General features: G+C 36.5%; 22 protein-coding genes. 6 read left to right on the top strand and 16 right to left on the bottom strand.

What is annotated here, in order from left to right; all coding sequences use genetic code 11:
• Positions 1 to 258 precede the first annotated feature (258 nt).
• Positions 259 to 894 carry a PAQR family membrane homeostasis protein TrhA gene (gene trhA, locus D1Z92_RS06990; RefSeq protein WP_128894945.1) on the top strand — a complete coding sequence of 212 codons (636 nt, stop codon included), beginning with the start codon at positions 259 to 261 and terminating at the stop codon, positions 892 to 894.
• Between the two features lie 334 nt (positions 895 to 1,228).
• Here the strand turns inward: trhA and D1Z92_RS06985 are convergent, their stop codons facing one another.
• Positions 1,229 to 1,867, bottom strand: coding sequence for a fumarylacetoacetate hydrolase family protein (locus tag D1Z92_RS06985; RefSeq protein ID WP_370741239.1), 639 nt, complete (start codon positions 1,865 to 1,867; stop codon positions 1,229 to 1,231).
• Positions 1,868 to 2,169: 302 nt separating this feature from the next.
• Here D1Z92_RS06985 and D1Z92_RS06980 point away from each other — a divergent pair, with 302 nt between their 5' ends.
• From D1Z92_RS06980 to D1Z92_RS06965, 4 genes are all read left to right on the top strand, one after another.
• Positions 2,170 to 3,543: a SpoVR family protein gene (locus tag D1Z92_RS06980; protein ID WP_128894944.1), complete on the top strand. Its 1,374-nt coding sequence runs from the start codon at positions 2,170 to 2,172 to the stop codon at positions 3,541 to 3,543.
• Between the two features lie 173 nt (positions 3,544 to 3,716).
• Entirely contained in the window at positions 3,717 to 5,111 is a 1,395-nt protein-coding gene (locus tag D1Z92_RS06975; RefSeq protein WP_128894943.1) for an ABC transporter substrate-binding protein, read from the top strand.
• Positions 5,112 to 5,272: 161 nt separating this feature from the next.
• A complete protein-coding gene (locus tag D1Z92_RS06970; protein ID WP_240666596.1) occupies positions 5,273 to 6,223 on the top strand; it encodes a M15 family metallopeptidase in 951 nt (316 codons plus the stop codon).
• A gap of 123 nt (positions 6,224 to 6,346) precedes the next feature.
• Positions 6,347 to 6,790, top strand: coding sequence for a DUF4830 domain-containing protein (locus D1Z92_RS06965; RefSeq protein WP_128894942.1), 444 nt, complete (start codon positions 6,347 to 6,349; stop codon positions 6,788 to 6,790).
• Positions 6,791 to 6,796: 6 nt separating this feature from the next.
• Here the strand turns inward: D1Z92_RS06965 and D1Z92_RS06960 are convergent, their stop codons facing one another.
• From D1Z92_RS06960 to trmL, 8 genes are all read right to left on the bottom strand, one after another.
• Positions 6,797 to 7,216 carry an NUDIX hydrolase gene (locus tag D1Z92_RS06960; protein WP_240666595.1) on the bottom strand — a complete coding sequence of 140 codons (420 nt, stop codon included), beginning with the start codon at positions 7,214 to 7,216 and terminating at the stop codon, positions 6,797 to 6,799.
• A 7-nt stretch (positions 7,217 to 7,223) separates the two neighbouring features.
• Positions 7,224 to 7,556, bottom strand: a complete 333-nt coding sequence (locus tag D1Z92_RS06955; RefSeq protein ID WP_128894940.1) for a nucleoside triphosphate pyrophosphohydrolase family protein — start codon at positions 7,554 to 7,556, stop codon at positions 7,224 to 7,226.
• 235 nt (positions 7,557 to 7,791) lie between these two features.
• Positions 7,792 to 9,687 (bottom strand): PrkA family serine protein kinase, encoded by a 1,896-nt coding sequence (locus D1Z92_RS06950; RefSeq protein WP_128894939.1) that lies wholly within the window; start codon positions 9,685 to 9,687, stop codon positions 7,792 to 7,794.
• Between the two features lie 291 nt (positions 9,688 to 9,978).
• Positions 9,979 to 10,116 carry a hypothetical protein gene (locus tag D1Z92_RS17270; RefSeq protein WP_164931490.1) on the bottom strand — a complete coding sequence of 46 codons (138 nt, stop codon included), beginning with the start codon at positions 10,114 to 10,116 and terminating at the stop codon, positions 9,979 to 9,981.
• 126 nt (positions 10,117 to 10,242) lie between these two features.
• Positions 10,243 to 11,016: a sulfite exporter TauE/SafE family protein gene (locus D1Z92_RS06945; RefSeq protein ID WP_128894938.1), complete on the bottom strand. Its 774-nt coding sequence runs from the start codon at positions 11,014 to 11,016 to the stop codon at positions 10,243 to 10,245.
• 591 nt (positions 11,017 to 11,607) lie between these two features.
• Positions 11,608 to 11,853 carry an AbrB/MazE/SpoVT family DNA-binding domain-containing protein gene (locus tag D1Z92_RS06940; RefSeq protein ID WP_128894937.1) on the bottom strand — a complete coding sequence of 82 codons (246 nt, stop codon included), beginning with the start codon at positions 11,851 to 11,853 and terminating at the stop codon, positions 11,608 to 11,610.
• Between the two features lie 272 nt (positions 11,854 to 12,125).
• Complete coding sequence (locus D1Z92_RS06935) at positions 12,126 to 12,959, bottom strand: MTAP family purine nucleoside phosphorylase (protein WP_128894936.1); 834 nt, start codon at positions 12,957 to 12,959, stop codon at positions 12,126 to 12,128.
• Positions 12,960 to 13,022: 63 nt separating this feature from the next.
• Positions 13,023 to 13,487 carry a tRNA (uridine(34)/cytosine(34)/5-carboxymethylaminomethyluridine(34)-2'-O)-methyltransferase TrmL gene (gene trmL, locus D1Z92_RS06930; RefSeq protein WP_128894935.1) on the bottom strand — a complete coding sequence of 155 codons (465 nt, stop codon included), beginning with the start codon at positions 13,485 to 13,487 and terminating at the stop codon, positions 13,023 to 13,025.
• 189 nt (positions 13,488 to 13,676) lie between these two features.
• On the opposite strand from trmL, the gene D1Z92_RS06925 reads away from it, so the two are divergent.
• Complete coding sequence (locus D1Z92_RS06925; protein ID WP_128894934.1) at positions 13,677 to 14,420, top strand: response regulator; 744 nt, start codon at positions 13,677 to 13,679, stop codon at positions 14,418 to 14,420.
• 85 nt (positions 14,421 to 14,505) lie between these two features.
• On the opposite strand, the gene serC is transcribed toward D1Z92_RS06925, so the two are convergent.
• The 7 genes from serC to D1Z92_RS06890 all read right to left on the bottom strand — a co-directional run bounded on the left by serC (position 14,506) and on the right by D1Z92_RS06890 (position 23,718).
• Positions 14,506 to 15,582 carry a 3-phosphoserine/phosphohydroxythreonine transaminase gene (gene serC, locus D1Z92_RS06920; RefSeq protein ID WP_128894933.1) on the bottom strand — a complete coding sequence of 359 codons (1,077 nt, stop codon included), beginning with the start codon at positions 15,580 to 15,582 and terminating at the stop codon, positions 14,506 to 14,508.
• 147 nt (positions 15,583 to 15,729) lie between these two features.
• The gene (gene glnA / locus D1Z92_RS06915) at positions 15,730 to 17,154 is read right to left on the bottom strand and encodes a type I glutamate--ammonia ligase (protein ID WP_128894932.1); all 1,425 of its coding nucleotides are present in this window, start codon (positions 17,152 to 17,154) and stop codon (positions 15,730 to 15,732) included.
• A 243-nt stretch (positions 17,155 to 17,397) separates the two neighbouring features.
• Positions 17,398 to 18,426, bottom strand: coding sequence for a 3-deoxy-7-phosphoheptulonate synthase (gene aroF, locus D1Z92_RS06910; protein WP_128894931.1), 1,029 nt, complete (start codon positions 18,424 to 18,426; stop codon positions 17,398 to 17,400).
• A 141-nt stretch (positions 18,427 to 18,567) separates the two neighbouring features.
• Entirely contained in the window at positions 18,568 to 19,521 is a 954-nt protein-coding gene (locus D1Z92_RS06905; RefSeq protein ID WP_128894930.1) for a 4-hydroxy-3-methylbut-2-enyl diphosphate reductase, read from the bottom strand.
• Between the two features lie 39 nt (positions 19,522 to 19,560).
• Positions 19,561 to 21,054, bottom strand: a complete 1,494-nt coding sequence (locus D1Z92_RS06900; RefSeq protein WP_128894929.1) for a sensor histidine kinase — start codon at positions 21,052 to 21,054, stop codon at positions 19,561 to 19,563.
• A 4-nt stretch (positions 21,055 to 21,058) separates the two neighbouring features.
• Complete coding sequence (locus tag D1Z92_RS06895; protein WP_128894928.1) at positions 21,059 to 21,751, bottom strand: response regulator transcription factor; 693 nt, start codon at positions 21,749 to 21,751, stop codon at positions 21,059 to 21,061.
• A 311-nt stretch (positions 21,752 to 22,062) separates the two neighbouring features.
• Positions 22,063 to 23,718, bottom strand: a complete 1,656-nt coding sequence (locus tag D1Z92_RS06890; protein WP_164931489.1) for a S1C family serine protease — start codon at positions 23,716 to 23,718, stop codon at positions 22,063 to 22,065.
• Positions 23,719 to 23,753: the final 35 nt, after the last annotated feature.

Raw genomic sequence — 23,753 nt, 5'->3', positions numbered from 1 at the left:
GTCTCTTAACCGTAGGGACTACGGGGATAGCCTAATAAACAATTGGCGGTTACGCTGATGTTCTTAGGAATCCCCCACTTCAAGCAACCCGAAAGGGTGATAAGTGGTGGGTCGTTCAATGTTTGATATGGAAATGATATGGTTGATTAACTTGAATTGCAGACCTTCACATGCTTAAATAGAGATATAAGAATAATGATATCGGTAAAAGTGATGGGACAATGAAAAAAACAAATGTTATTTAGATGGGGTGGAGTTATGGAGTTCTCTGTTAAAGAAGAAATTGCTAATGCTATTAGTCATGGAATAGGAACGTTACTCAGTATTGCCGGGTTAGTCTTACTTGTTGTGTATTCAAGCCTTTATGGTGATGCATGGCATATTGTCAGCTTTTCCATATTTGGTGCATCCCTAGTGATACTCTACTTATTTTCAACTTTGCTGCACAGTTTACCTAAAGGAAAAGCTAAAAATGTATTTGAAATACTAGATCATTCCGCTATTTACTTACTTATTGCGGGGACGTACACGCCATTTTTGTTAACGATTTTGCGCGGACCACTGGGATGGACGATGTTCGGTATCATATGGGGTATGGCAGCTACAGGCATTGTGCTCAAAGTATTCTTCGTCAAACGATTTGTTATATTATCAACACTTTGTTATATCGCAATGGGCTGGATGATAATTATTGCGTACAAACCGCTTATTAGTAATTTTTCAGCTGAAGGAATGACTTGGCTTGTTATCGGTGGTGTTTTGTACACGCTAGGCACTATTTTTTACGTATGGAAGAAAGTCCCTTATCATCATGCCATCTGGCACGTCTTCGTTATTTTAGGAAGTGTAGCGCATTTCTTCGCTATATTTGGTTATGTTTTACCACGTGTATAAGGAATAGGACAATAATACACCCACTTCATGGTATGGAGTAGGTGTATTTTTTTATTATGCACGTTATGCTACGGCTCCATCAATCTTCTTCACTTTTGATAAACACATGCAACGTTATAAATATAAGAGAGAATAGTAAAAACCACATGCTATACTCATCGTTTACATAAAGCAAGTAATTCAAAAAAACAATACTATACAACGATAAAGCAAGAAATAATTTAGAAAATAATTTCCTGTAATTACTCGCATTCATGTAATGAACACAAATGATCAAGGCAGGAATAACAAGAAAGAGTAACAATAGCGCCACTTTATTACACTCCCCTCATCACTATTTTTCCAGTGATATTGTGCATGCACCTAGCTTGTTCTCGCCCCAGTACATTTCTAACGTGTCCCCGTTATTTAATTTTCCTACACCGTTTGGTGTCCCTGTGTAAATAATATCGTTTTCACTCAGACCATAATGTAGACCACAATGATGTATAATGTCTCCAAGTGAGAAGATCATATCTACCATTCTCCCCTCTTGCACAACCTGTTTGTTTTTAACAAGATGAAAAGGAGTTTGCAAGTATTCATTATCATGTGGAAAAGGAATATAAGATCCTAATATTGCAGCGTTACGAAAGCCTTTCGCTGGCAACCAAGGGTGACCATCTTGCTTTAGCGCCGTTTGCACATCTCTCAACGTCATATCGATGCCAAGCGTCATGTAATCCACTATATCTTCCAACGCAACCCCTTTTTTGTATGGAGAAGAAATATGTACAACGACCTCAATTTCATAATGCACCTCGCCTCTATCTCCTGGAAGTGCAATGATCTGATCCTTCGCTTCTATTAAAGCATGTGTAGGTTTGGTGAAGACAAGACAGTCTTTTGATCTTTGATTGCCTAATTCTTCGATGTGCAATGGATAGTTCCTTCCTACACAAAATATATTTCCAACTTGTTTTGGATTCAACATGCATCCCACCTTTATGTATTTTTTACACCTTGTTTGCTCTTATTATACTAAAAAAAATAGGTAGAAATAGTACGTAAGGATTATACCTTTGCACATTGATCCAACTTTCATGCTCTTTACTATGATCCCACTTCTGTTGAAGTGGGCTTTCTTATGCAAAAAATCTGTAATCTCTATTTAGCAAATGAATACATTACATATATAAGTTAGTAACAAGATTGAAGCCAGAAACCAGCATGATTACCAAATCATTTTGACCTCATATACGCGTTATTTTTGTGTAACAAAGGAGGATTATTTCAATGAGCAATCAAGAAATAAAAGAACTGGAGCGTGCCATAGAAGACATTACAGCAATCGCTGAGCGTTTTGAATTAGACTTCTATCCTATGCGATATGAAATTTGTCCGTCTGACATTATTTATACATTTGGTGCTTATGGTATGCCTACAAGATTCCATCATTGGAGCTTTGGAAAAGCTTTTCATAAAATGAAGAAGCAATATGACCTCGGTTTAAGTAAAATTTATGAGCTCGTCATTAATTCAAATCCATGTTACGCCTTTTTATTAGATGGAAATTCATTAATTCAAAATAAACTCATCGTAGCGCATGTCTTGGCACACTGTGATTTTTTCAAAAATAACATTCGCTTTAAAAATACAAACAGAGATATGGTAGAAACCATGTCAGCCACTGCGGAACGAGTGCGAGAATACGAATTTGAATATGGTAGTAAAAAGGTAGAAACTTTCATCGATGCTGTATTAAGCATACAAGAACACATTGATCCAAGTATTATTCGTGGGAAAAGGAAAAAGAAAACAAAAGAAACAAAACCCACCTCCAATAAGCCTGAATGGATGACCCAATATGAAACATTGTGGGAACTAGATGAGAGCGAAAAAGAAAAAAAACGACTACAATCCGAACCTAAACCGAAGCGTTTTCCTGAACAACCTGAGAAAGATTTGCTCTTATTTATTGAAGAGCACTCTAGCATTTTAGAAGACTGGCAACGAGATATACTGACCATGCTTCGTGATGAAATGTTGTATTTTTGGCCTCAAATTGAAACTAAAATCATGAACGAAGGCTGGGCTTCTTATTGGCATATAAGAATACTGAGAGAATTGGATCTAACTTCGGACGAAACGATTGAATTTGCTAAATTAAACAGCTCCGTCGTGCAACCTTCACAACACTCCTTAAATCCATATTACCTGGGTCTTAAAATTTTTGAAGACATCGAAAAACGATGGGATGTAGATAAAATTTTTGAAGTAAGGGAATTTGATTCCGACAGTTCCTTCCTCCGTAACTATTTGACAAAAGAGTTAGTCCAAGATCTAGATTTATTTGTTTTTCAGAAAAAAGGAGCTGAGTGGAAAATTACAGACACACAGTGGGAAACGGTGCGCGATCAACTTGTAGATTCCAAAATCAATGGTGGTTTTCCTTACATTATTGTGGAAAATGGAAATTATAAAGATGTGGGTGAACTATATTTAAAACATCATTTTGAAGATGTTGAGCTTGATGTGAAATATATAGAAAGAACACTGCCATCGGTACAAAAATTATGGGGAAAAGCAGTATATCTAGAAACTAAAGTAGAAAAAAAGACGATTGTATTTAAGTATGATGGACTAAAATGCACTAGGGAATTCAAATAATTACAAGCAAGTGGAGCTACAATGCATAGCAATCTGGCCTGAGGTATACCAGCTTGCTATGCTATTTTTTATTGTTCAGCGAAACAAATGAAATAATCAGTAGTATAACATTATGTTATAAAAAATAGAAATTTATAGGTAAAAAATGAAAATTAATATTTGGGGGTCTAGAAATGAAAAAATGGACAAGTATCTTTATCGTTATAACATTGATGATTTCGCTCATTGGCTGTAGTAACGGAGAAGCAGAAGAAATGGATGCAGAGCCAAAACTACTTAAAGTGTTGGTAGGTTGGAGTGGAGATGATTTTTTTAGAGAGTATGCAAGTTACTTTACGATAAAAAATCCTAACATTGAATTTGAGGTTATTACGTTACAAGAATTAAAAGAAAAACAATTTGCTCCCTCTGATTCAGAGGAGGAATTTGATTATGAAGAAGAATTAAAAACCTTCATTGAAAATGAAAATCCAGACGTATTAGTACTAGACGAAAATGACTACGAAACTTTAATAGAAGATAACCGCTTATACGATCTTACTTCTTTTATTGAAGAAAGTGAATTCGATATTGAAAATTTGAGTGAGCATGTTATACAACTTTTAAAAGAAAAAGGAAATGGAAATCTATATGGTTTAGTTGCAGATTTTTCTACTGAAGTATTATATTATAATAAAGATCTTTTTGACGTATATAATGTGGAGTATCCAACCGATCAAATGACTTGGGATCAAATTTTAGAAAAGTCAGCTATGTTCCCTTCTGCTAAAGACGAAGATAGCACCTATGGATTTGAAATGCAATATGGAGACCTCTCTATACTTATTTCTCAGATTGCATCAACATACCAACTATCCTATGCTGATCCAGACACGATGCAAGTAACAGTGAATACGGAAGCTTGGAAGAAAGTATTTGAAACGGCAATGAATGCTTACGAATCTAATACGATATTTATACCCTCAGAACATAAGGATGAAAATGAGGATGAAGACACGATACAATATTATTACCCAGGAGATGATAGATTTATAAAGGGACAAACCGCGATGACTATAGACAGATTTTGGCTTTTAGATCAACTAGAAAGCAGTTGGTTAGAGACAGAACCTATTAATTTTGATATTGTAACGGTTCCAGTTGATGCTAACTTTCCTGATAGAGGTGGTAGAATAAGTTTATACAATATATTTTCTATTAATGCACAATCTGAAAACATAGATACCGCATGGGAATTTGTTGAATTTGTTAATGGTAATACATTTGCCAAAGCAAATGGAAAATCCACATGGGATCTCATGACACGCAGGGAGCACATGAATTCATCTAATGAAGTGAATATGGACGCCTTTTATAAATTAGCATCTCTATCGAATACTTCGAGTAAAGATTACGAAAATTATCCTGAAACGTTCCTACGTAAGTTGGAAGTTGTACTTAATGAGGAAATAGATTTGATGAGCAAAAATGAAAAAACGGTAGAAGAAACTTTACAATCTATACAGTCCCGCGGAGAAGAAGCGATGCAGGAAGCACTTTCAGAAGAAGCATCAAATGAAGAGGGATAGAAGAGAGAATAAATATTTTATAACGCAACATACATGATATCAACTATGTTAACCTGTTGAGAAATTAGATCAACAGGTTTTCTTATCCTTTACACTAAGATGTATTATTTAAATTGCTTGTGCTATGATAGCTTTATTACAATTATTGGAGTGAATGCGACATGAGACAACCTAGGAAACCAATACGTACATCAGCAATCATACTTATAATAGGGATGACCCTTACTGTGGGGTGTTCATCTGATGACATTTCGAATACCAACGATAACAACCTATCCGAAAAAGATACAACCATAGGGCAATCAGAGGATACAGAAAACCAGTCAGTAACAGAACAGGACATAACAAATAGCGATAATGAACATCCTGCAGATGCGTCAAATCTAACAGAAAATAATCAGGATCAGACGAATGAAGACGATAGTAACGTGCTTGAGGAAGTTGATCAAAATACTACAGAGCAACCTAGTGATACAGAAGAAATAAAAGATATCCCTGTCGTTGCAAATTACAGTAGCACAGAGGTGTTAGTGAATAAAAATCGCAGTTTACCAGCTGACTATGTTCCTGACGACCTAGTACAACCGAATGTCCCCTTTTCTTTTGAAGAACAATTAGAAAAAAAACTGATGCGAGAAGAAGCTGCACAAGCGCTAGAAGCTTTATTTAACGCAGCAAAAGAAGAAGAAATAGAATTGGTAGCAATAAGCGGATATCGATCTTATAACACTCAACAATCCATTTATACTTGGAATGTAAATACATACGGGTCCGAACATGCAAATCAGTTTAGTGCGTACCCTGGTACAAGTGAACACCAAACTGGACTTGCCATGGATATTTCATCTGCAAGTGCAGATTATGCGCTAGAAGAACATTTTGGAGATACAAGTGAAGGACAATGGCTTGCTGAAAACGCGGCTGAATATGGCTTTATAATTCGCTATGAAGAAGGAAAAGAAGAAGTTACGGGTTACGCGTATGAACCTTGGCATGTTCGATACGTTGGAGTAGATATCGCAACAAGTATAAAAGAATCCGAAGTTACACTAGAAGAATATTTTGCTGAGGAAATGAATGCAACAATACACGACAGTGAAGACGAGAAGTAGTATGTAGAAGCAAATACATTACACGTCATTAGACTGCCATAGCCTCGTATTATACTTATGGATACAGGTGATGCCAAAAAGTGAGATTAAAAAAATGATAGGACAAGAGAGGTGAAAAAAATAATGTATAAATTACTCCTGCTTATCCTATCACTTTTGATTTTTTCTAGTTGTTCCAATGCGACGATGGATGAAGATAAACAATCTATTGGTATACAGAAGCACCATGCATCTTTTATCTCCGCTTATGGCTGGGCTATACAAGAACTATCCAGTACAGAAAAAATAAAAGTTTATCCTCTCACACTTGAAATCATACAATCTTCTGGAGCAAATATTGGTCTTCATGACTACTTAGGTCAAGAACTAACTAAAACATCTTACACGTTAAGTGAAACGTGTTCTCATTTTCATGAAGACGAAAGATTATTCGTGGACATCTATGGACTTGAATCGGAAATTGTTGGAGCTCATATGAGTGCAAACATAATGAATATGAACGGAACCGGTATATTATCTCTAACCACAAAAGAAAACTTCACGTATTGTGAACTAGCTTCCAATTAATACAACTTACAAAATTAGGTGAAAATAATCTGCATGTCCTGGTGCTAAAGCTATCTCCTCTTTATTTGAGATCCAAAAAAACTTAAATAACAACTGTTCTTCTAGCTCACTACCAGTAGGAATAATACTCCATTCATCCTCTGCTATGTCTACAGACAGATGGTAAAAGAACCTTTCGTGGACTTTGCTTTGTGACTCCCTCCAGGTATCCTTTACGAGAAATCTTTCTAGCTTTAGATTAGTCAAACCTGTCTCTTCCAACGCTTCCCTAAGCACCGCTTTCTCAGGAGATTCACCCTTTTCTATCGTCCCTTTAGGAATCTGATAGCCCGCTTCAGGAATAACATGGTGAAATACAAGCACTTGTTTTACACCATCTTTCTCCCGTGTGATATAAGCGAATGCCTTCCCTATAACCTCTGTCACAATGATATCATTCCCCTTTTCTATTCCGACTCATCTCAGTGGAAAAGCCCTCTGGGTAGCGCTGTTGTAACTTTTCAATATTGCGTTGTGCAATTTCTTCTAACGGGATATTGGACACACTTGCTAAAGCTGCCACATACCACATCACATCTCCTAGCTCATCTTTGAGCTTGTCCTTATCTAAGTTATGATCGTGAAAACACACTTTTTTTAAATAATCGGTAACTTCCCCCGCTTCACCACTAAGCCCCATAGCAAAGTTGGCATACTTTTTCTTTTCGTCCCCGTCTCCTAAATTCATGGTTCTTTCAGCTTGACGTTGATATGTATTGAAATCCATTACTTCACCTCTTGATCTTCTGAAATGGAACGTTACTTTTAACATGTATTCACCTTGTCGCAGCAAGTTTATTTCATCTATTTACATACTTCCATTATTTTAACACACCCTCCACCATTCCACATTTAAACTAAAGTGCAAAATAAAAACTTACATTTAACAGTCAACAATCCACAAAAAAAAGAGTAGAGGATATGGTAAACACCATACGTCTCTACTCCATTTTCGTATCGAATTAACGATTGAGCAAACTTCCAACATAACGTAGCAGTTCATTCGCGCTAGAAGGGGTATATCCGTGCTCTTCTACCAAACGGTGAATAACTTCGTTAATTTTCTTTAATTGCTTCTCATTTGGCGTTTTCGAAGTTGTAGTAATCTTAACGATGTCTTTCAAATCAGCAAACAATTTCTTTTCAATTGCTTCACGCAATCTATCGTGTGAACTGTAGTCAAATTCTTTGTTCCTTCTAGAATACGTGGTCATGCGTATTAATATTTCTTCACGGAATGCTTTTTTCGCATTTTCTGATATGCCGATTTGCTCTTCTATAGAACGCATTAAACGTTCGTCGGGATCTAACTCTTCCCCTGTTACAGGATCTTTAATTTTATCCCAGTTACAATAAGCTTCTATATTATCTAAATAATTTTCAAATAACGTTTTAGCCGACTCATCAAAAGAATAAACAAATGCTTTTTGCACTTCTTTTTTAGCTAACTCATCGAACTCTTTTCTAGCTAGTGAAATAAAGTTTAAATATCGTTCTTTCTCTTCTTTCGTTATAGATGAATGTTGATCTAGACCATCTTTTAACGCTCTTAACACATCTAATGCATTAATGTGATCTACATCCTGACGAATTAAAGCGCTGGATATTCGGTTAACAACATACCTTGGATCGATACCTGACATACCTTCTTGATCAAATTCATTTTGCATTTCTTTCAAGTCTGCTTCTTTAAACCCTTCCACTGCTTCCCCATCGTACATTCTCATTTTTTTAATGGGGTCCATCCCTTGTTTTTTACTTTCTTTCAGTCGAGTTAAAATAGAAAACATCGCAGAAGTGCGAAGCGTATGCGGAGCAATGTGTATATGTCCCATATCGCTTTCTCGAATCAATTTTTCATATATTTTTTCTTCTTGGGATACTTTTAAGTTGTAAGGGATTTGCATGACGATAATTCTAGACTGTAATGCTTCATTTTTCTTATTCGCAATAAACGATTTATATTCTGTCTCATTCGTATGCGCGATGATTAACTCATCGGCACTAATCAAGGCAAATCGGCCTGCTTTAAAATTTCCTTCTTGCGTTAATGAAAGTAAATTCCATAGGAACTTCTCATCACATTTGAGCATTTCTTGAAATTCCATAACTCCGCGATTCGCTTTATTTAATTCCCCGTCAAAACGGTAGGCTCTCGGATCTGACTCCGATCCGTATTCAGTAATGGTAGAGAAATCAATACTTCCCGTAAGTTCAGATATATCTTGTGATTTTGGATCAGATGGACTGAATGTTCCTATACCTACGCGCTGATCTTCTGAAAAGAAAATACGCTCCACTTCTACATTTTCGATTTTGCCATCGTATTCATCTCGAAGTCTTATTTGACAGGAAGGACAAAGACTACCTTCAATTCTTACTCCTAATTCCTTCTCTACCTCTGGTCTAATATCATCAGGGATCAGATGCAAGGGTTCTTCATGCATTGGGCAGCCTTTAATCGCATAAAGTGCTCCCTCATCGGTTTTTGTATATTTCTCTAATCCTTTTTTCAACATGGTTACAATCGTTGACTTACCCCCACTAACAGGCCCCATAAGCAGTAATATTCTTTTTCTAACGTCTAATCTGCGAGCCGCTGAGTGAAAATATTCTTCTGATAATTGTTCAATCGCAGTGTTCAATCCATAAATTTCATTTTCAAAAAATTTATATTGCTTTACTCCGTTTTCTTCCTCTACCCCATAAGAGGTAATCATGTCATATACGCGAGCATGCGCAGTTTTGGCCACTTTTGGATTGTGCTTCACTATATTGATATACTCGGAAAAAGTACCCTCCCAAGTCAGTTTCTGGCTCTTATCATAGTAGTCAGAAATTTTTCGAAATAGATCCATGATGGCCTCCTTTCATTTTTACTAATGTATTTTTTTAAGTCCACTGCTCTTTTACATTTATTAAATAAATTTTATTATAATTATTATGCGAAGCACGTTTAGATGTTTCCGAGTAATTTTGTTTATGTATAACTTTATGTGGTTACCCTAGTTGATTTTCCTGCAAAAAGAAAAAGAAAATAAAAATTCAAATATAAAAGGAGCCAGTTTATAAACACCGGCTCCTCTACATACTTGTACGAAATAACAATATAAGCATAAGCTTACATTGCATTTTATAAACAATTTTTTTTAACAATCGTTTCTATTGCTATCTCGCTTATTAATTTCATTTGTTAGCACTTCTAGTGCATCATCTTCTTGATGACTTTCCTGCTTCACGTTTTTTTCTCCTGCTTGTTGCTCCATTTTAACACGTTGTTTATCCAATGCTCAAGCCCCCTATACATGTGATATGGCATATCGAGAAATATTTACAGTAATGAGCATCTCCCATTTCCATTCATTTATGCATGATATGAGGCGGCTACTTAGGCGAAATCTTCTATATAAAAGTTAAGTTACTAATTTAATGCCACTTAATAAAATAAAGATAGAGACAACAATTCTCAATGGTCTAGAAGGTACCTTCGTTGCTAACGTGCTACCTAGTAGTACCCCTGGAATAGACCCAATCAATAAATTTGCAGCTAATTGATAATCAACATGTCCATATCCAGCATGGAGCACTGAGGCCACAGTAACCAGCAAGAAAGCGTGTGCAATGTCTGTTCCCACTACTTTTACGCCGCTCATTCGATAAAAATATATTAAAAGCAAAGCAAATAAAGATCCTGAACCAACAGAAGTTAAACCAACAACTGCTCCTAGAATAAATCCTGTGATAATAGAGAATATTTTTTTGTTATAAGCATTGCTTATATGTTCATTACTATTCTTGTTATTTTCTTTATTGCTATAAAATAATCTTATAATTGTGGATGCTGCAACGATGATTAAGATAACGCCGAGTGCTTGCCTAATAATTTGTTCCTGATGAACAAAAAATGTGTCAAATAACTGTAGCGCTAACACTGCACTTACTGCGCCTGGGATACTGCCTAATGCTAAATAAAAAACAATTTTGAAATCTATTGTTTTCTGCCTTAAATGTTGAACTGTTCCGAAAAATTTAGTGACTGCATTGTAAAATAAATCCGTACCGACTGCAATCGTTGGGCTTATCCCAATAATCAAAAGTGCAGGAGTTAATAAAGCAGCACCACCGACACCAGTAATACCCACCAAAAAGCCGACCAGTAAGCCTAAAACTGCAATTCCAACTCCCAAGTTGAACACCTCTTACATTAAACCAAGTATTTTTATAGGATATAACGAGATTATACTTTAATCACATTATAAAGTAAATACACATGTAACGAATTTTTAAAAAATAATGATAATATGCCACGGATTGATTTACATTTAAGAAATGATAATGAAAAAAAGGGATAATGATTCATAGTACAAATGCTTCTGATCCACTGTGAGGAAATGATGTGAGGAATATTCTGCTTCATAAAGTGTTCACTTTGTTTGATTTGTAAAGGTTTTCTTTTGTTCCAAGGTTAGGTATAATAAAATTAATTGTATCTTTAGAAGGAGGTCTATAACATGATTTGGTCTTCCCTTCCTTTTTGGATCGTCATGACCGTATGTGCATTATTTTTTGTAGCAATGATGACCGCAGCATACAATGATGATAAAACGAAAGGTCTATAACATATTCCACGTTCTATACAGTAATGTTAGAACGTGGTTTTTTTATATTATATGATTCTTGTTCTCAACATGATCTAGCCAGAAACACAAAAAATTCCAGTTGCAGAAAACTGTAACTGGAATTCCTATATTGATCATGTTTACATTTTACATCGTGCCTTATACAAAGCTTTGTACTTCATCGATGCAAGACTTGCAAATATAACGTTCATTAAATTCCATCACATTCTCAACAGAAGAGCAAAATGAGCATTTTGGACGGTATTTTTCAAGAATAATATGATCCCCTTGTACAAGAATCTCTACAGGTTCCCCTTCATTCATCTCATATCTCTTTCTCAAGGATTTAGGAAGCACTATTCTTCCTAACTGATCCATCTTTCTCACAACACCAACTGGTTTCATGATAAGTTCACCTCTTATTCATTCGTTATGTTTTATGTTTGACCATATAGGAATTTTACTTGAGTATATTTATATGTTCCATTAATCCTATTGGTTTTCAACCAGACCTAATTCATTGTTTTGAATTAACTATTTAAAATAAAGCATTGACTACATATATCCATCTCTACATTTCTTAAATTAAATTTAACAATTTAAACACTTAAATTGCTCTATGTTTAATTATTCGACACAAAGGGACAAATATTGATTATACTATTTACCATTCTAATCTATTTTCCGTCTTTGAGCAAGGTATTCTTTCTCAAATTTTTGCAATTACACTCATCTTGTTGTAAGTTAAGGTTTAACAAGGCTTTAATTAGTATGGACCCAACTGTTTTGGGCTCCTCATAAAAAATGTCACTTAAATCTTTGTGATCCCAATCTTTTATAATTCCTTCTGCATAATTAACCACCATATAGATCCCTGCATAACAAGCTCCGATTTCTCTCGCCAAATAAACTTCGGGGCAAATACTCTGACCTACAATATCCGCATTCCATGTTCGAAACATCTGTACTTCAGCAGGACTTTCAAAATGTCTACCGTCCGTATTGACATAAATACCACGCTTAAATACATTTCTCTCTGTTCCTGCTACCGTTTCTTTCGCTGCATTAGTGAGTAAGTCAGCTTGTGTAGGACATATAGATTCCCGCATCATGAGAAGGTAAGGTCCCCCTAAATTTACATCTTGTCTCATTGAATTATCTATATAGTCATTTGGTATTACAAAATCCTTTAACTCCAATAAATGGTTAATGCTGCCAACTCCGCCTTCCGCGAAGATTTTTTTGACACCTGCCTCTTGGAAAACCCAGAAAAGTTGTTGTGAAGCAACCCCTCTTGTAACTACGTTAGGTCTCCATCCATGCATGCGGCAAAACAAAACACGAAGCCCTTTTACCTCAAATAATTTAATAGATGGACTCTCACCAAATGGTGTTTCAAATACCATCGTTTCCTCTATCACATTGACATAAGGTAAGTTTAAATCTTCTGGAAAATTAATGGAGAACATGCTTGATCCTCCGATTACAGCGACATCTACTTTTGGTATCATTACTATACTCCTTTCACATTTATCTTATATTTAACGAATTGTATACAACATCATAAAAGCAATTTACTCTAAACCTGGAAATTCTAGTTGTCTTAATGCTTCATACAAAATGACCGCAGCTGAATTAGATAAGTTTAAAGATCTAACAGCGTTAGACATCGGCATTCGGATGCACGTTTCCCTGTTTTTCTCCAAAAGCGAAACAGGAAGCCCTTTTGTTTCCTTACCGAAAACAAAGAAGTCCCCATCTTTGTATTCAAATTGAGCGTAACTATGCTTTGCTTTTGTCGTCGCATAGAAAAAACGATGACCTTCATATTTTTCTTGTAATTCTTCAAAACTGTCATAATAATGCACATGAACAGCGTGCCAGTAATCTAAACCAGCACGTTTAAGTGTTTTATCATCAGTAGAAAAACCAAGTGGTCTCACGAGATGTAAATGTGCTCCTGTTGCAGCGCAAGTTCTAGATATATTCCCTGTGTTAGCAGGGATCTCTGGCTCTACTAATACGATGTGTAATGCCATGCTGATCACTCCAAATTAAACATCAATATTTTTTTACATAAATTTTACTTTAGAATAATATGGTATTAACGAAATAACGTTAAACTCATTTATAAAGCACTACAGTCTACTGTTTTACTGATCATCATTTTAAAATAATGATAACTCATATCATTTTCATAATACTACAATTAAAGGAGATGTTGTAAAATGCAAAAGAAAAGAATATTAGTTGTAGATGATGAACCATCCATCTCCATGTTAATTGAATTCAATCTTAAATTAGCAGGGTACGAAGTAAAATGTGTCTATGATGGGCAAGCTGTCTTTGAATCCATTAAGCAGTTTCGACCTGCACTCATCGTATTAGATTTGATGCTTCCAAAAATAAATGGTCTGGAAGTATGTCAAACACTTCGAGAACAAAAAAGTGAAATTCCTATTATTATGCTAACCGCGATGCAAGATACTTCTGATAAAATTACTGGCCTTAACAGCGGTGCTGATGATTACATGACCAAACCATTCAGCCCACAGGAATTAATATCTCGTATTAAAGCGATTTTCCGTCGTTTAGAAAAGATGCCAACAATGGAAGATAACGGTCCGCTGCAAATAGGTGAATTGTGTATTCATCAAGACCAGAAAGAAGTCACCTTTGCTGGAAATCGAATAGAACTCACACCCAAGGAATTCGATTTGCTATTGTTTTTAAGCAAATACGAAGGAAAAGCACTCAGCAGAAAGCAACTGCTTCATGGGATCTGGGATTATCATTTCCTAGGTGATACGAGGATTGTGGATGTGCATATTAGTCATCTTAGAGATAAGATTGAAGTCAATGCCCGCAACCCTCAGTATATTTTAACGGTTAGAAGTGTCGGATACAAGTTAGTATCTCCTCCTGCACCTAATACATTGCATGAAAAGAAAGAAACTATCCATCATACGTAATAAACCATCACACATCACGAACATTATTTATGTATAGCGAACTGTCATGTTCGTTTCATCAGCTCTACTTCATCTTGATTGTTGACTATCTAGAAAATTCTTTCATGAAACGAGATAAAGCCACACAATTTTCATATGGAACAGCATTGTATATAGAAGCTCTTAGTCCACCCACACTGCGGTGTCCTTTTAACCCTATAAAACCTTGCTTAGCAGATTGTTGTATGAATTCACTTTCAAGTTGCTCATTAGCAAGACGGAACGTGACATTCATGTTGGAACGATATGCAGGAGATGCCACACCGTGATACATGTCTTTCATATGATCAATCACATCATATAAACATTGTGCTTTTTCTTTATTCTTTTTTTCTATCGCTGCAACTCCGCCTTGTTCTTTAATCCATTCCAGTACCAATTTTACCATATAAATGGAATAAACGGGCGGAGTATGATACAAAGAGCTGCTGCTAGCATGTGTTGCATAGCGATATATGGTAGGTAAATGTTCGTTATCTTCTATTAAATCCTCTCTTATGATCACCAGCGTGACCCCAGATGGACCAAGATTTTTTTGAGCTCCAGCATAAATAACACCAAACTTAGAAACGTCTAGTTGTCGAGATAATATATCGCTAGACATATCAGCTACTAATGGAATACCGTTACTTTCTGGAAAATCTTTATACTGAATGCCTCCAATTGTTTCGTTGGAAGTAATATGAATGTATGCTGTATCTTCAGGCATGTCCACAGCATGAAACTCTGGAATTCCAGTCCAGTTACATGTTTCTCCGCTAGCTATTATGCTGCTATTACAAACTTGTTTTGCCTCGCTATACGCCTTTTTCGCCCAGCTCCCTGTCAATACGTAGGCTGCTGTTTGCTTTGGTTTAACCAGATTCATTGGCAACATAGCAAATTGACCACTTGCACCGCCCTGTAAAAACAACACTTTATAGTTGCTTGGTATGTTTAGCAGTTCCTTTAACAAACTTTGAGCTTGTTCATGCACTTCATCATATTCTTTACTGCGATGGGATACTTCCATAATTGACATACCGCTTTGTTTATAGTTCACAAATTCTTGCTGCGCTTTCTCTAACACTTCTAATGGTAATGCTGCTGGTCCTGCGTTGAAATTATATGCCCTCTCTCCCATTCCTGTTCCCCACCTTATTTTTATTTAACGTTATTTTATCAAGTTGTTGTTGCAGATTCAAATGAAATGATTATGACATCTAAATGAAAACTCCCTCCTTCAACAAGGAGAGAGCTTTTTATCCACTTCATGTATAGTCAAAACAAATTAGCAATCGAAGTACAATTGAAATTCATGTGGATGTGTTCTAATATCCACTTCTTTTACTTCTTCGCGTTTATAACTAATATAGTTATCTATGAAATCTTTGGAGAATACGTCTCCGTTTGTTAAAAATTCATAGTCTTCTTCTAGTGCATCCAATGCTTCTGCTAAGCTAGTCGGTACACTGCGAATTTCTTTCTTATCTTCCGCAGATAACTCATAAATATTTTTATCTAGCGGACCATAGCCAAGCTTTCTTGGATCGATTTTATTTTTGATTCCGTCTAAACCAGCTAACAGCATTGCTGAGAATGCAAGGTATGGGTTTGATGTAGAGTCAGGTGTTCTAAACTCAATACGGCTTCCTTTTGGTGATACAGCTGCAATCGGAATACGTACTGCAGCAGAACGATTTCCTTTTGAGAATACAAGGTTAACAGGTGCTTCGTAACCAGGCACTAGACGCTTGAAAGAGTTTGTACTTGGATTGGTTAATGCAATCAATGCAGGTGCGTGATGCAAAATACCTCCGATGTAGTATAATGCTGTTTCACTCATATTTGCATATCCGTCTTTATCGTAAAATAATGGCGTATCTCCATCAAAAATACTTTGATGTGTATGCATTCCACTACCGTTGTCCCCAAATATAGGCTTCGGCATAAACGTGGCTGTTTTGCCATATTGTCTCGCTGTGTTAGCTACAATATATTTGTATTTCATCAAGTTGTCAGCTGTTTTTGTTAACGTATCAAATCGGAAATTAATCTCACATTGTCCAGCTGTCGCTACTTCATGATGATGACGCTCTATCGTTAATCCTGTTTCATCTAATATTCTACAAATCTCACTTCGTATATCTTGCAAAGAATCTGTAGGTGAGACCGGTACATAACCACCTTTATGACCTACTTTAAAGGAAAGGTTACCACCTTCTTCTTTTCTACCCGTATTCCATGCAGCTTCTTCCGAATCTACGCTATAAAAAGAAGTATGCTGCTCACTTGAAAATCTTACATCATCAAACACAAAAAATTCCGACTCCGGTGCAAAGAATGCAGTAGTTCCGACTCCACTTGATTGAAGAAACTTTTCTGCTTTTTGTGCAATCGCTCTAGGATCACGATCGTAAAGCTCGCCTTCAGGCGTATATATATTACACATCACGACTAGCGTTGGATGTGCTGTGAACGGATCAATGTAACAAGATTGTGGATCTGGCATCATCACCATATCAGATTCTTCAATTCCACGAAATCCGGGTATAGAAGATCCATCAAAAGCAACACCAAGTTTAAACGTTTCTGCATCCACTTCCCCTGCTGGAACGCTAATATGATGTGCTTTACCTGATAAATCTGTAAATCTAAAGTCTACCCATTCCAAACTATTTTCTGCGATGGTCTCTAGCACCAACTGAACTGTCATTGATAATTCCTCCCCGTAACCTCAAGCATTTTTATTTAACTTCTGTTCTTTTGCTATATTGTCGTTTATTATATGGAAGTTTATGATGTCCGTCAATACTGATGTAAGGTATTTTTTTAAACTATGTAAGATATAATGACATTAATGAAAATCTTTAGTATTAAAGTACAAAAAGCCCTCATTTCCATATCCTCAACTAGAATATAAAAATGAGAGCTTACTTATGCATGAACATTTTAAATTTTATTTTACTGCGTCAAATTTAAGACCTACAGCCTCTGCTACCTTCTTTAAGTCTACAAGCAAGTTAGCAAATTGATCTGGGAACAGAGATTGCACACCATCACCAGTCATTGAATTATCTGGGTCTGTATGCATTTCAATAATAAGTCCATTTGCTCCAGCAGCAACGGATGCCTTAGACATCGTCTCTACTAACTCACGTCTGCCTGTTCCATGACTTGGATCAGAAATAACAGGAAGGTGACTTAGCTGTTGTAATACTGGGATCGCTGTTAGATCTAGTGTATTTCTTGTATATGTTTCAAACGTACGAATGCCTCTTTCACAAAGCATAACATTTGGATTTCCGCCTGCTAAAATGTACTCCGCTGCATTAAGGAATTCATCGTAAGTGGAGCTAAAACCACGCTTCAGCAATACTGGTGTATCGCTTTCTCCAAGCTTACGAAGCAAGTCAAAATTCTGCATGTTTCTTGTTCCAACTTGCAAAATATCTGCATATTCAGCACATACATTGACATATTCTGGAGTCATAACTTCCGTAATGGTCAATAATCCGTGTTTTTTCCCTGCTTCTGCCATCATTTCCAAACCTTCTACCCCTACGCCTTGGAAACTGTATGGGCCTGTTCTCGGTTTGAAAGCTCCACCTCGTAAAACTTGTCCTCCCGCTTGTTTCACTAATTTTGCAATTTCGTCAATTTGCTCAGGTGTTTCAACGGCGCAAGGACCTCCCATCACAACGAGTTGGTCTCCTCCAATTTCAACACCTTTAATGTTAATAACCGTATTGTCCGGATGGAAATCACGACTAGCCAATTTATATGATTTTGAAATTTTAATGACTTGTTCCACATCTTTCATTTGTCTTAACTGCTCTGCCAATGTTGGCTCCCCTTTTCCAATAATACCAATAACCGTTCGATCCATACCTTTGGAAACATGTGCTTGAACTCCGAATTGTTCAATGTGATTTACTATTTCTTGGATTCTCTCTCCGGATACCGTATTTGATGTAATTGCGATCATTGTTAAACACTCCCATTCTAGCCCTTTTATAGTCTGTTTTACTTCAACGCTTATATGCTTCTACGCTTCTACGCTTTTAACTAATAAAGAAACTATATCTTATTTCCATCATTCCGTCAAGCATAATCATCGTAAAAGTGCTTATGTGGAGTATTTTTTATTTTTGACTTTAGGTAGGATTTTGCTTGGGTTTACCGTTCTTTTAATCTCCCATGTATCTTTATCATGTTCATCAAACTGAGTGACGTAATGTATAACTTCCTTCGTAATGAGTGTTGGAGTAGATGCTCCTGAAGTTACCGCTACTTTTCGTTTAGATAAAAGCCACTCTTGTTTCACTTCTGTTACATCTGCAATGCGATACGCTTTGACGCCCGCTATTTCTTCCGATACTTGTGCAAGTCGATTGGAGTTGTTACTTCTCGGATCTCCAACAACAATGACTAGATCAGCTTCCTTCGCTTGTTCTGCCACTGCCTCTTGCCTAACTTGTGTCGCCAAACATATTTCATTATGGATCTCGGCTTTTGGATATTTTTTTATTAGTGACTGTATAATATCATTAATATCCCACTGACTCATCGTGGTTTGATTCGTAATAATGATCTTATTTGGGTCAATATCCAGCGCTGCTATTTCCGACTCATTTTCAATCAGATGCACATGATCTGGACAAATACCAACGGCCCCCTCAGGTTCAGGATGTCCTTTTTTTCCAATATAAATAATTTCATATCCTTCGGATGTTTTCTCTCGAATTAAGTCATGCGTTCTTGTTACATCAGGACATGTGGCATCCACCACAGTAAGACCTTTATCTCTCGCCTTTTTCCTCACTTCTGGTGATACGCCATGTGCAGTAAAAATAACGGTTCCTTTCGTGACTTGGTCTAAAATAGCTAACCGATCTGGCCCATCTAATGTAATAATTTCTTCCTCTTCAAACGCCTTAGTGACATGATTATTGTGCACTATCATACCTAATATATAAATCGGCCTCGGTAAATCAAGATTTTTTGCGGTTTTCATCGCAAGTACCATCGCATCAACAACCCCGTAACAATAACCCCTTGGTGAAATTTTAACCACATTCATGTTACTTCCTCCTCTTTACTGTTTCATATTTATGCTTCATTATTCTTCGTTCTCTTCCGACTTCATCATAGCAGGCAGCCATATAATAAACGTAGTTCCTTTGTTGACTACGGTTCTCACTTCCACTGATCCATCATGCTGGTCAATAATCCACTTTGCTATGGATAAACCTAAACCTGTTCCTGGTTTTTCCCCTCGTGATTGGTCAGCGCGATAATAACGATCAAATATATAAGGAATTTGTTCTTTCGCTATACCGATGCCCGTATCTTCAATAACAAATCCCACTTTGTCAGACTGTAATTGAAAACCCAGCGCAACATGACCTGCATCGGTATATTTCAATGCATTTTCTATAAATATAAGCAGCAAACGAACTACATAATCTTCATTACCATACACCGTATAGTGTTGCAAACGATCTGTGTCTTCTACTATCCACTCTACGCCGTCTTCTTTTTGGATAAATGGGATCTGACGGAGACATTCACTGACAATCGTAACAGATGGTATCCAACTTTTTTGCATCTCGTAACCAGAGTCTGCACGAGCCAATGCAAGCATATCATTGATTAGCCGACTCATCCTCTGCGTTTCAGAAACGACGTCCTGCATGGACTCCATCATCATTTCTTTATGCTCATTCCCCTTGTTCCCCTCTATACCTACAATTTGTTCATGATATGAAGCAAACATTTTATACAGTAATTCCATATTTCCACGAATGGTAGTAAGCGGGGTTCGCAGTTCATGGGATGCATCTGCAACAAATCTGCGCTGTGAACGATACAATTCTTCTAGTTCGTTATATCCTTTTTGTATTCGTGCCAACATACCGTTCATTTTTAAAATAAGTCGGCCTATTTCATCTTTCGGGCCGTTGTATTGAATGCGGTTATGAAGATCCGCTGTTCTCTCTATTTCCTCTGTCACCGTAATGACATGATCGATAGGTTTGAGTGCTTTTCTCGCCATAAACCAGCCAATCGAAGCTGCGAAAGATATCATCGCTATGGCGGCAATACTATACGTCCACTTAAAAATATTTAATGAATTAATTTGATCTCCGATTTCTCTAGCAATTTGAATCAAGATCATATTTTGTTGATTGTCGTAAATGGGTTGATAATACACCATCAAATGAGGGCCATGCTCCAGCTGAACCGTTTTGTAATATGGAGTAGCGGGAGAAGATTGTTTGAACTTTTCAATATCCTCCTTATCAAAAGGTAACACAAATTGATCAAGTGAATCCGAAACTAAACGAATATTCCCCTTTTCATCAATGACCTGCAAGTAGTATATCGATTCAAACGCCCCAAATGTATTAATAGGTATATTCAAAACGGAGTTGTTAAAAAAAACATACCATTCTGTTTGTTGGAACACTTCTTCCCCTTTAACTTTCAAGTCGTCCTTCACATCACTTAGCAGACTGATTTGTAAAATGAAGTATACACTCACACCAAATATAAATAGAATGATGGTCAATAATGCAGAGTACCAAAGTGTCAGCTTCATCCTGATAGACATAAATCTACTCTCTCCTCATGACATAACCTGCGCCACGTACTGTTTTGATGAGGCGTGGACCACCATGTTCTTCCGTTTTTTGCCTCAATGCATTGATGTACACTTCTAACACATTCGATTCTCCGCTATAGTCAAAACCCCATATGCGCTCCATGATCAAATCTCTCGACATCACTCGATTTACATTTTCTAAAAACATATAAAGAAGTTCAAATTCTTTTGTCGTCAACTCAACTTTTCGATGATCTCTAAAACATTCTCTCGTATCCACATTTAACTCTAGATCCTCAAAACGATAAATGACTGGCGCATCTTCGTTCCCTGAAAAACGGCGCAAAAGTGCTCTTACTCTTGCCAACAATTCTTCGTAAGCAAATGGCTTTACGATATAATCATCCGCCCCAATGTCCAGTCCCGTTACCTTGTCCTTTATTTCATCTTTCGCAGTCAGCATCATGATAGGCACTTGACTTCCACTTTCCCGAATACGCCGACATACTTCAAGACCGTCCAATTTAGGCATCATAACATCTAATATAATGAGATCCGGCATGTGAAACCTTATTTTATTTAAACCTTCTTCACCGTTATTAGCTGTTTCAACCAAAAACCCTTCAAATGCTAAACTTCGTTTTAATAAAGAAGTAATTTTTTGATCATCATCAATAACTAATATTTGATTTCGTTCTTTTTCCATATTATCAACACCTCAAACTACAGCGATTAGCTACATTATTTCTTATTGTTGAAAAACCTCTACTTTTGACAGTAGAGGTTAAGATAAGAACATGTTTTTACAATCATATCATATATGAAATACGATGCTGTGCCGCACACCATCATATTGTACTTATTCATGTAGAATACTAAACCTTCCAAATACAACTTCCATCATACAATCAAGTCATTCCACACTATGCTTTCCTAATCGTATCTCATCTCAACTCATCTCTACTGTCTTTATTATATACACATGAGGTTGTGTTTGCAAAAGGATAATCAAAGATATTACTGATATTCGCTCTTATCTCCAATAATCACGATAACATCATATTCATTGCCATCACGGAGTACAACTAAATTTGTTTTTGCACCAATTTGCAAGTCACCGATCGTATCGACAAATTGTTCAGTGTTCTCAATTTTGTTTCCGTTCACTTCAATAACGAAATCTCCAGCTTGTAGCCCCGCTTTACTTGCAGGCGTATTTTGCATAATTTGAGTAATATAAGTTCCTTCTGTACTTTCTAATCCAAGCGTACTGAGATCTTTTTCCTCCACATCTGATAAATATACGCCAATATATGGTCTTGCGATCGTCTCATTATTTTTTAATGGCTCAATCACGTCCAGAATAATGTTAGAGGAAATAGCAAATCCAATACCTTGCGCTTCTGTACTAACTGCAGTATTGACTCCAATGACTTCACCATTTAAGTTTAGAAGTGGCCCTCCAGAATTACCAGGATTAATAGAAGCATCTGTTTGCAATAAATGCTCATAATTTCTAGGTGCACCGTCTAAACTACCTATATTAATTTCCCGCTCTTTCGCGCTGATTACACCCACGCTTACCGTGTGGTCAAACCCAACTGGATTTCCAATTGCGGTTACCCACTCCCCAACGCGTAATGCATCGGAATCGCCAAAAGTTAACATTGGGAATGGTTCATCTCCTTGTATTTTCAATACAGCAAGATCCAAGTCAAAATCCGAACCTAGCAACTCGGCTTCAAATGGTTCTGCATATCCATCTATCTTAACAACGATATTTTCAGCACCATCAATCACGTGCTGATTCGTTAGTATATATCCTTCTGCATCGAAAATAAATCCTGATCCTAATCCTGTCTGCACATAGTCTGAACTGTTGTTATCAGACTGTCCATCATTGTTACCGAAAAAATAATTAAATATATCATCACGACTTCGCAAATTAGAGTTACTTTGCTGCGCATATGTTTCAATTTTCACCACTGATTGTGATGTTTGATCCACAATGTTTGCTATCGTGTTTTCATCAGCAAATGGATTAAAAGCAGCCGTACTAATGGGACTGCTACTATTTCCTGTAGTTGAATTACTATAGTTGATGGATTGGTTTGTACTATTCGTGAACCAGTTAAAGTAGTCAGCTGAGAACATTAACGTCCCTACTACTAGAACACCCACCATAAAAGAAGCAAACATGCTTTTAAAACTAGATCTCGGTTTCTTTTGATAAGTATAATGACCTGTTACTTTATTCACATCCGTATCCGTTTTAGGTGATGTTGGATAGATAGAAATAGTATTATCAGAATTTGGTTCCATGACTTTTTCACTCTCACCAGAAGATGATGCATGCTGCTCGTCATTTTTATGGAGTTCACCATGAAATTGCGAAGTCGTTTCGCGAAATGAACCGCTAGCATAATAGTATGATGAAGTCATTTCATCCTGTTCGCTTTGAAGTGTACTTTCACTCTTTTTATCTTCTAATGGATCAAGATGACTCTTTTCATTTTCATCTTGTTGGTGAGCATCTATTTTTGAATGTTCATGTTGCTGCAAGTTAGATTGATCTTCTTGCGTATTCGATTTGTTTTCTTGCATGTTATGGTTTTTTTCGTTTTTTTCATTATCTACGTTTTGATTTTTTTCTTTATCAAACATATCGTCCATCACTAACTCCTCCTTTATATACATTTATCATGCAC

The organism is Longirhabdus pacifica (assembly GCF_004115085.1).
Classification (GTDB): domain Bacteria; phylum Bacillota; class Bacilli; order Paenibacillales; family DSM-105158; genus Longirhabdus; species Longirhabdus pacifica.
The sequence above is the reverse complement of the archived record's forward strand: the minus strand, read 5'-3'. Positions and strand labels throughout refer to the sequence as shown.

What these genes read in the sequence shown, in the direction of transcription:
- trhA (WP_128894945.1), top strand. Translation starts at nt 259, where the DNA reads ATGGAGTTCTCTGTTAAAGAAGAAATTGCTAATGCTATTAGTCATGGA.
- D1Z92_RS06985 (WP_370741239.1), bottom strand. Translation starts at nt 1,867, where the DNA reads ATGTTGAATCCAAAACAAGTTGGAAATATATTTTGTGTAGGAAGGAAC.
- D1Z92_RS06980 (WP_128894944.1), top strand. Translation starts at nt 2,170, where the DNA reads ATGAGCAATCAAGAAATAAAAGAACTGGAGCGTGCCATAGAAGACATT.
- D1Z92_RS06975 (WP_128894943.1), top strand. Translation starts at nt 3,717, where the DNA reads ATGAAAAAATGGACAAGTATCTTTATCGTTATAACATTGATGATTTCG.
- D1Z92_RS06970 (WP_240666596.1), top strand. Translation starts at nt 5,273, where the DNA reads ATGAGACAACCTAGGAAACCAATACGTACATCAGCAATCATACTTATA.
- D1Z92_RS06965 (WP_128894942.1), top strand. Translation starts at nt 6,347, where the DNA reads ATGTATAAATTACTCCTGCTTATCCTATCACTTTTGATTTTTTCTAGT.
- D1Z92_RS06955 (WP_128894940.1), bottom strand. Translation starts at nt 7,556, where the DNA reads ATGGATTTCAATACATATCAACGTCAAGCTGAAAGAACCATGAATTTA.
- D1Z92_RS06950 (WP_128894939.1), bottom strand. Translation starts at nt 9,687, where the DNA reads ATGGATCTATTTCGAAAAATTTCTGACTACTATGATAAGAGCCAGAAA.
- D1Z92_RS06940 (WP_128894937.1), bottom strand. Translation starts at nt 11,853, where the DNA reads ATGAAACCAGTTGGTGTTGTGAGAAAGATGGATCAGTTAGGAAGAATA.
- D1Z92_RS06935 (WP_128894936.1), bottom strand. Translation starts at nt 12,959, where the DNA reads ATGATACCAAAAGTAGATGTCGCTGTAATCGGAGGATCAAGCATGTTC.
- trmL (WP_128894935.1), bottom strand. Translation starts at nt 13,487, where the DNA reads ATGGCATTACACATCGTATTAGTAGAGCCAGAGATCCCTGCTAACACA.
- D1Z92_RS06925 (WP_128894934.1), top strand. Translation starts at nt 13,677, where the DNA reads ATGCAAAAGAAAAGAATATTAGTTGTAGATGATGAACCATCCATCTCC.
- serC (WP_128894933.1), bottom strand. Translation starts at nt 15,582, where the DNA reads ATGGGAGAGAGGGCATATAATTTCAACGCAGGACCAGCAGCATTACCA.
- glnA (WP_128894932.1), bottom strand. Translation starts at nt 17,154, where the DNA reads ATGACAGTTCAGTTGGTGCTAGAGACCATCGCAGAAAATAGTTTGGAA.
- aroF (WP_128894931.1), bottom strand. Translation starts at nt 18,426, where the DNA reads ATGATCGCAATTACATCAAATACGGTATCCGGAGAGAGAATCCAAGAA.
- D1Z92_RS06905 (WP_128894930.1), bottom strand. Translation starts at nt 19,521, where the DNA reads ATGAATGTGGTTAAAATTTCACCAAGGGGTTATTGTTACGGGGTTGTT.
- D1Z92_RS06900 (WP_128894929.1), bottom strand. Translation starts at nt 21,054, where the DNA reads ATGTCTATCAGGATGAAGCTGACACTTTGGTACTCTGCATTATTGACC.
- D1Z92_RS06895 (WP_128894928.1), bottom strand. Translation starts at nt 21,751, where the DNA reads ATGGAAAAAGAACGAAATCAAATATTAGTTATTGATGATGATCAAAAA.
- D1Z92_RS06890 (WP_164931489.1), bottom strand. Translation starts at nt 23,718, where the DNA reads ATGGACGATATGTTTGATAAAGAAAAAAATCAAAACGTAGATAATGAA.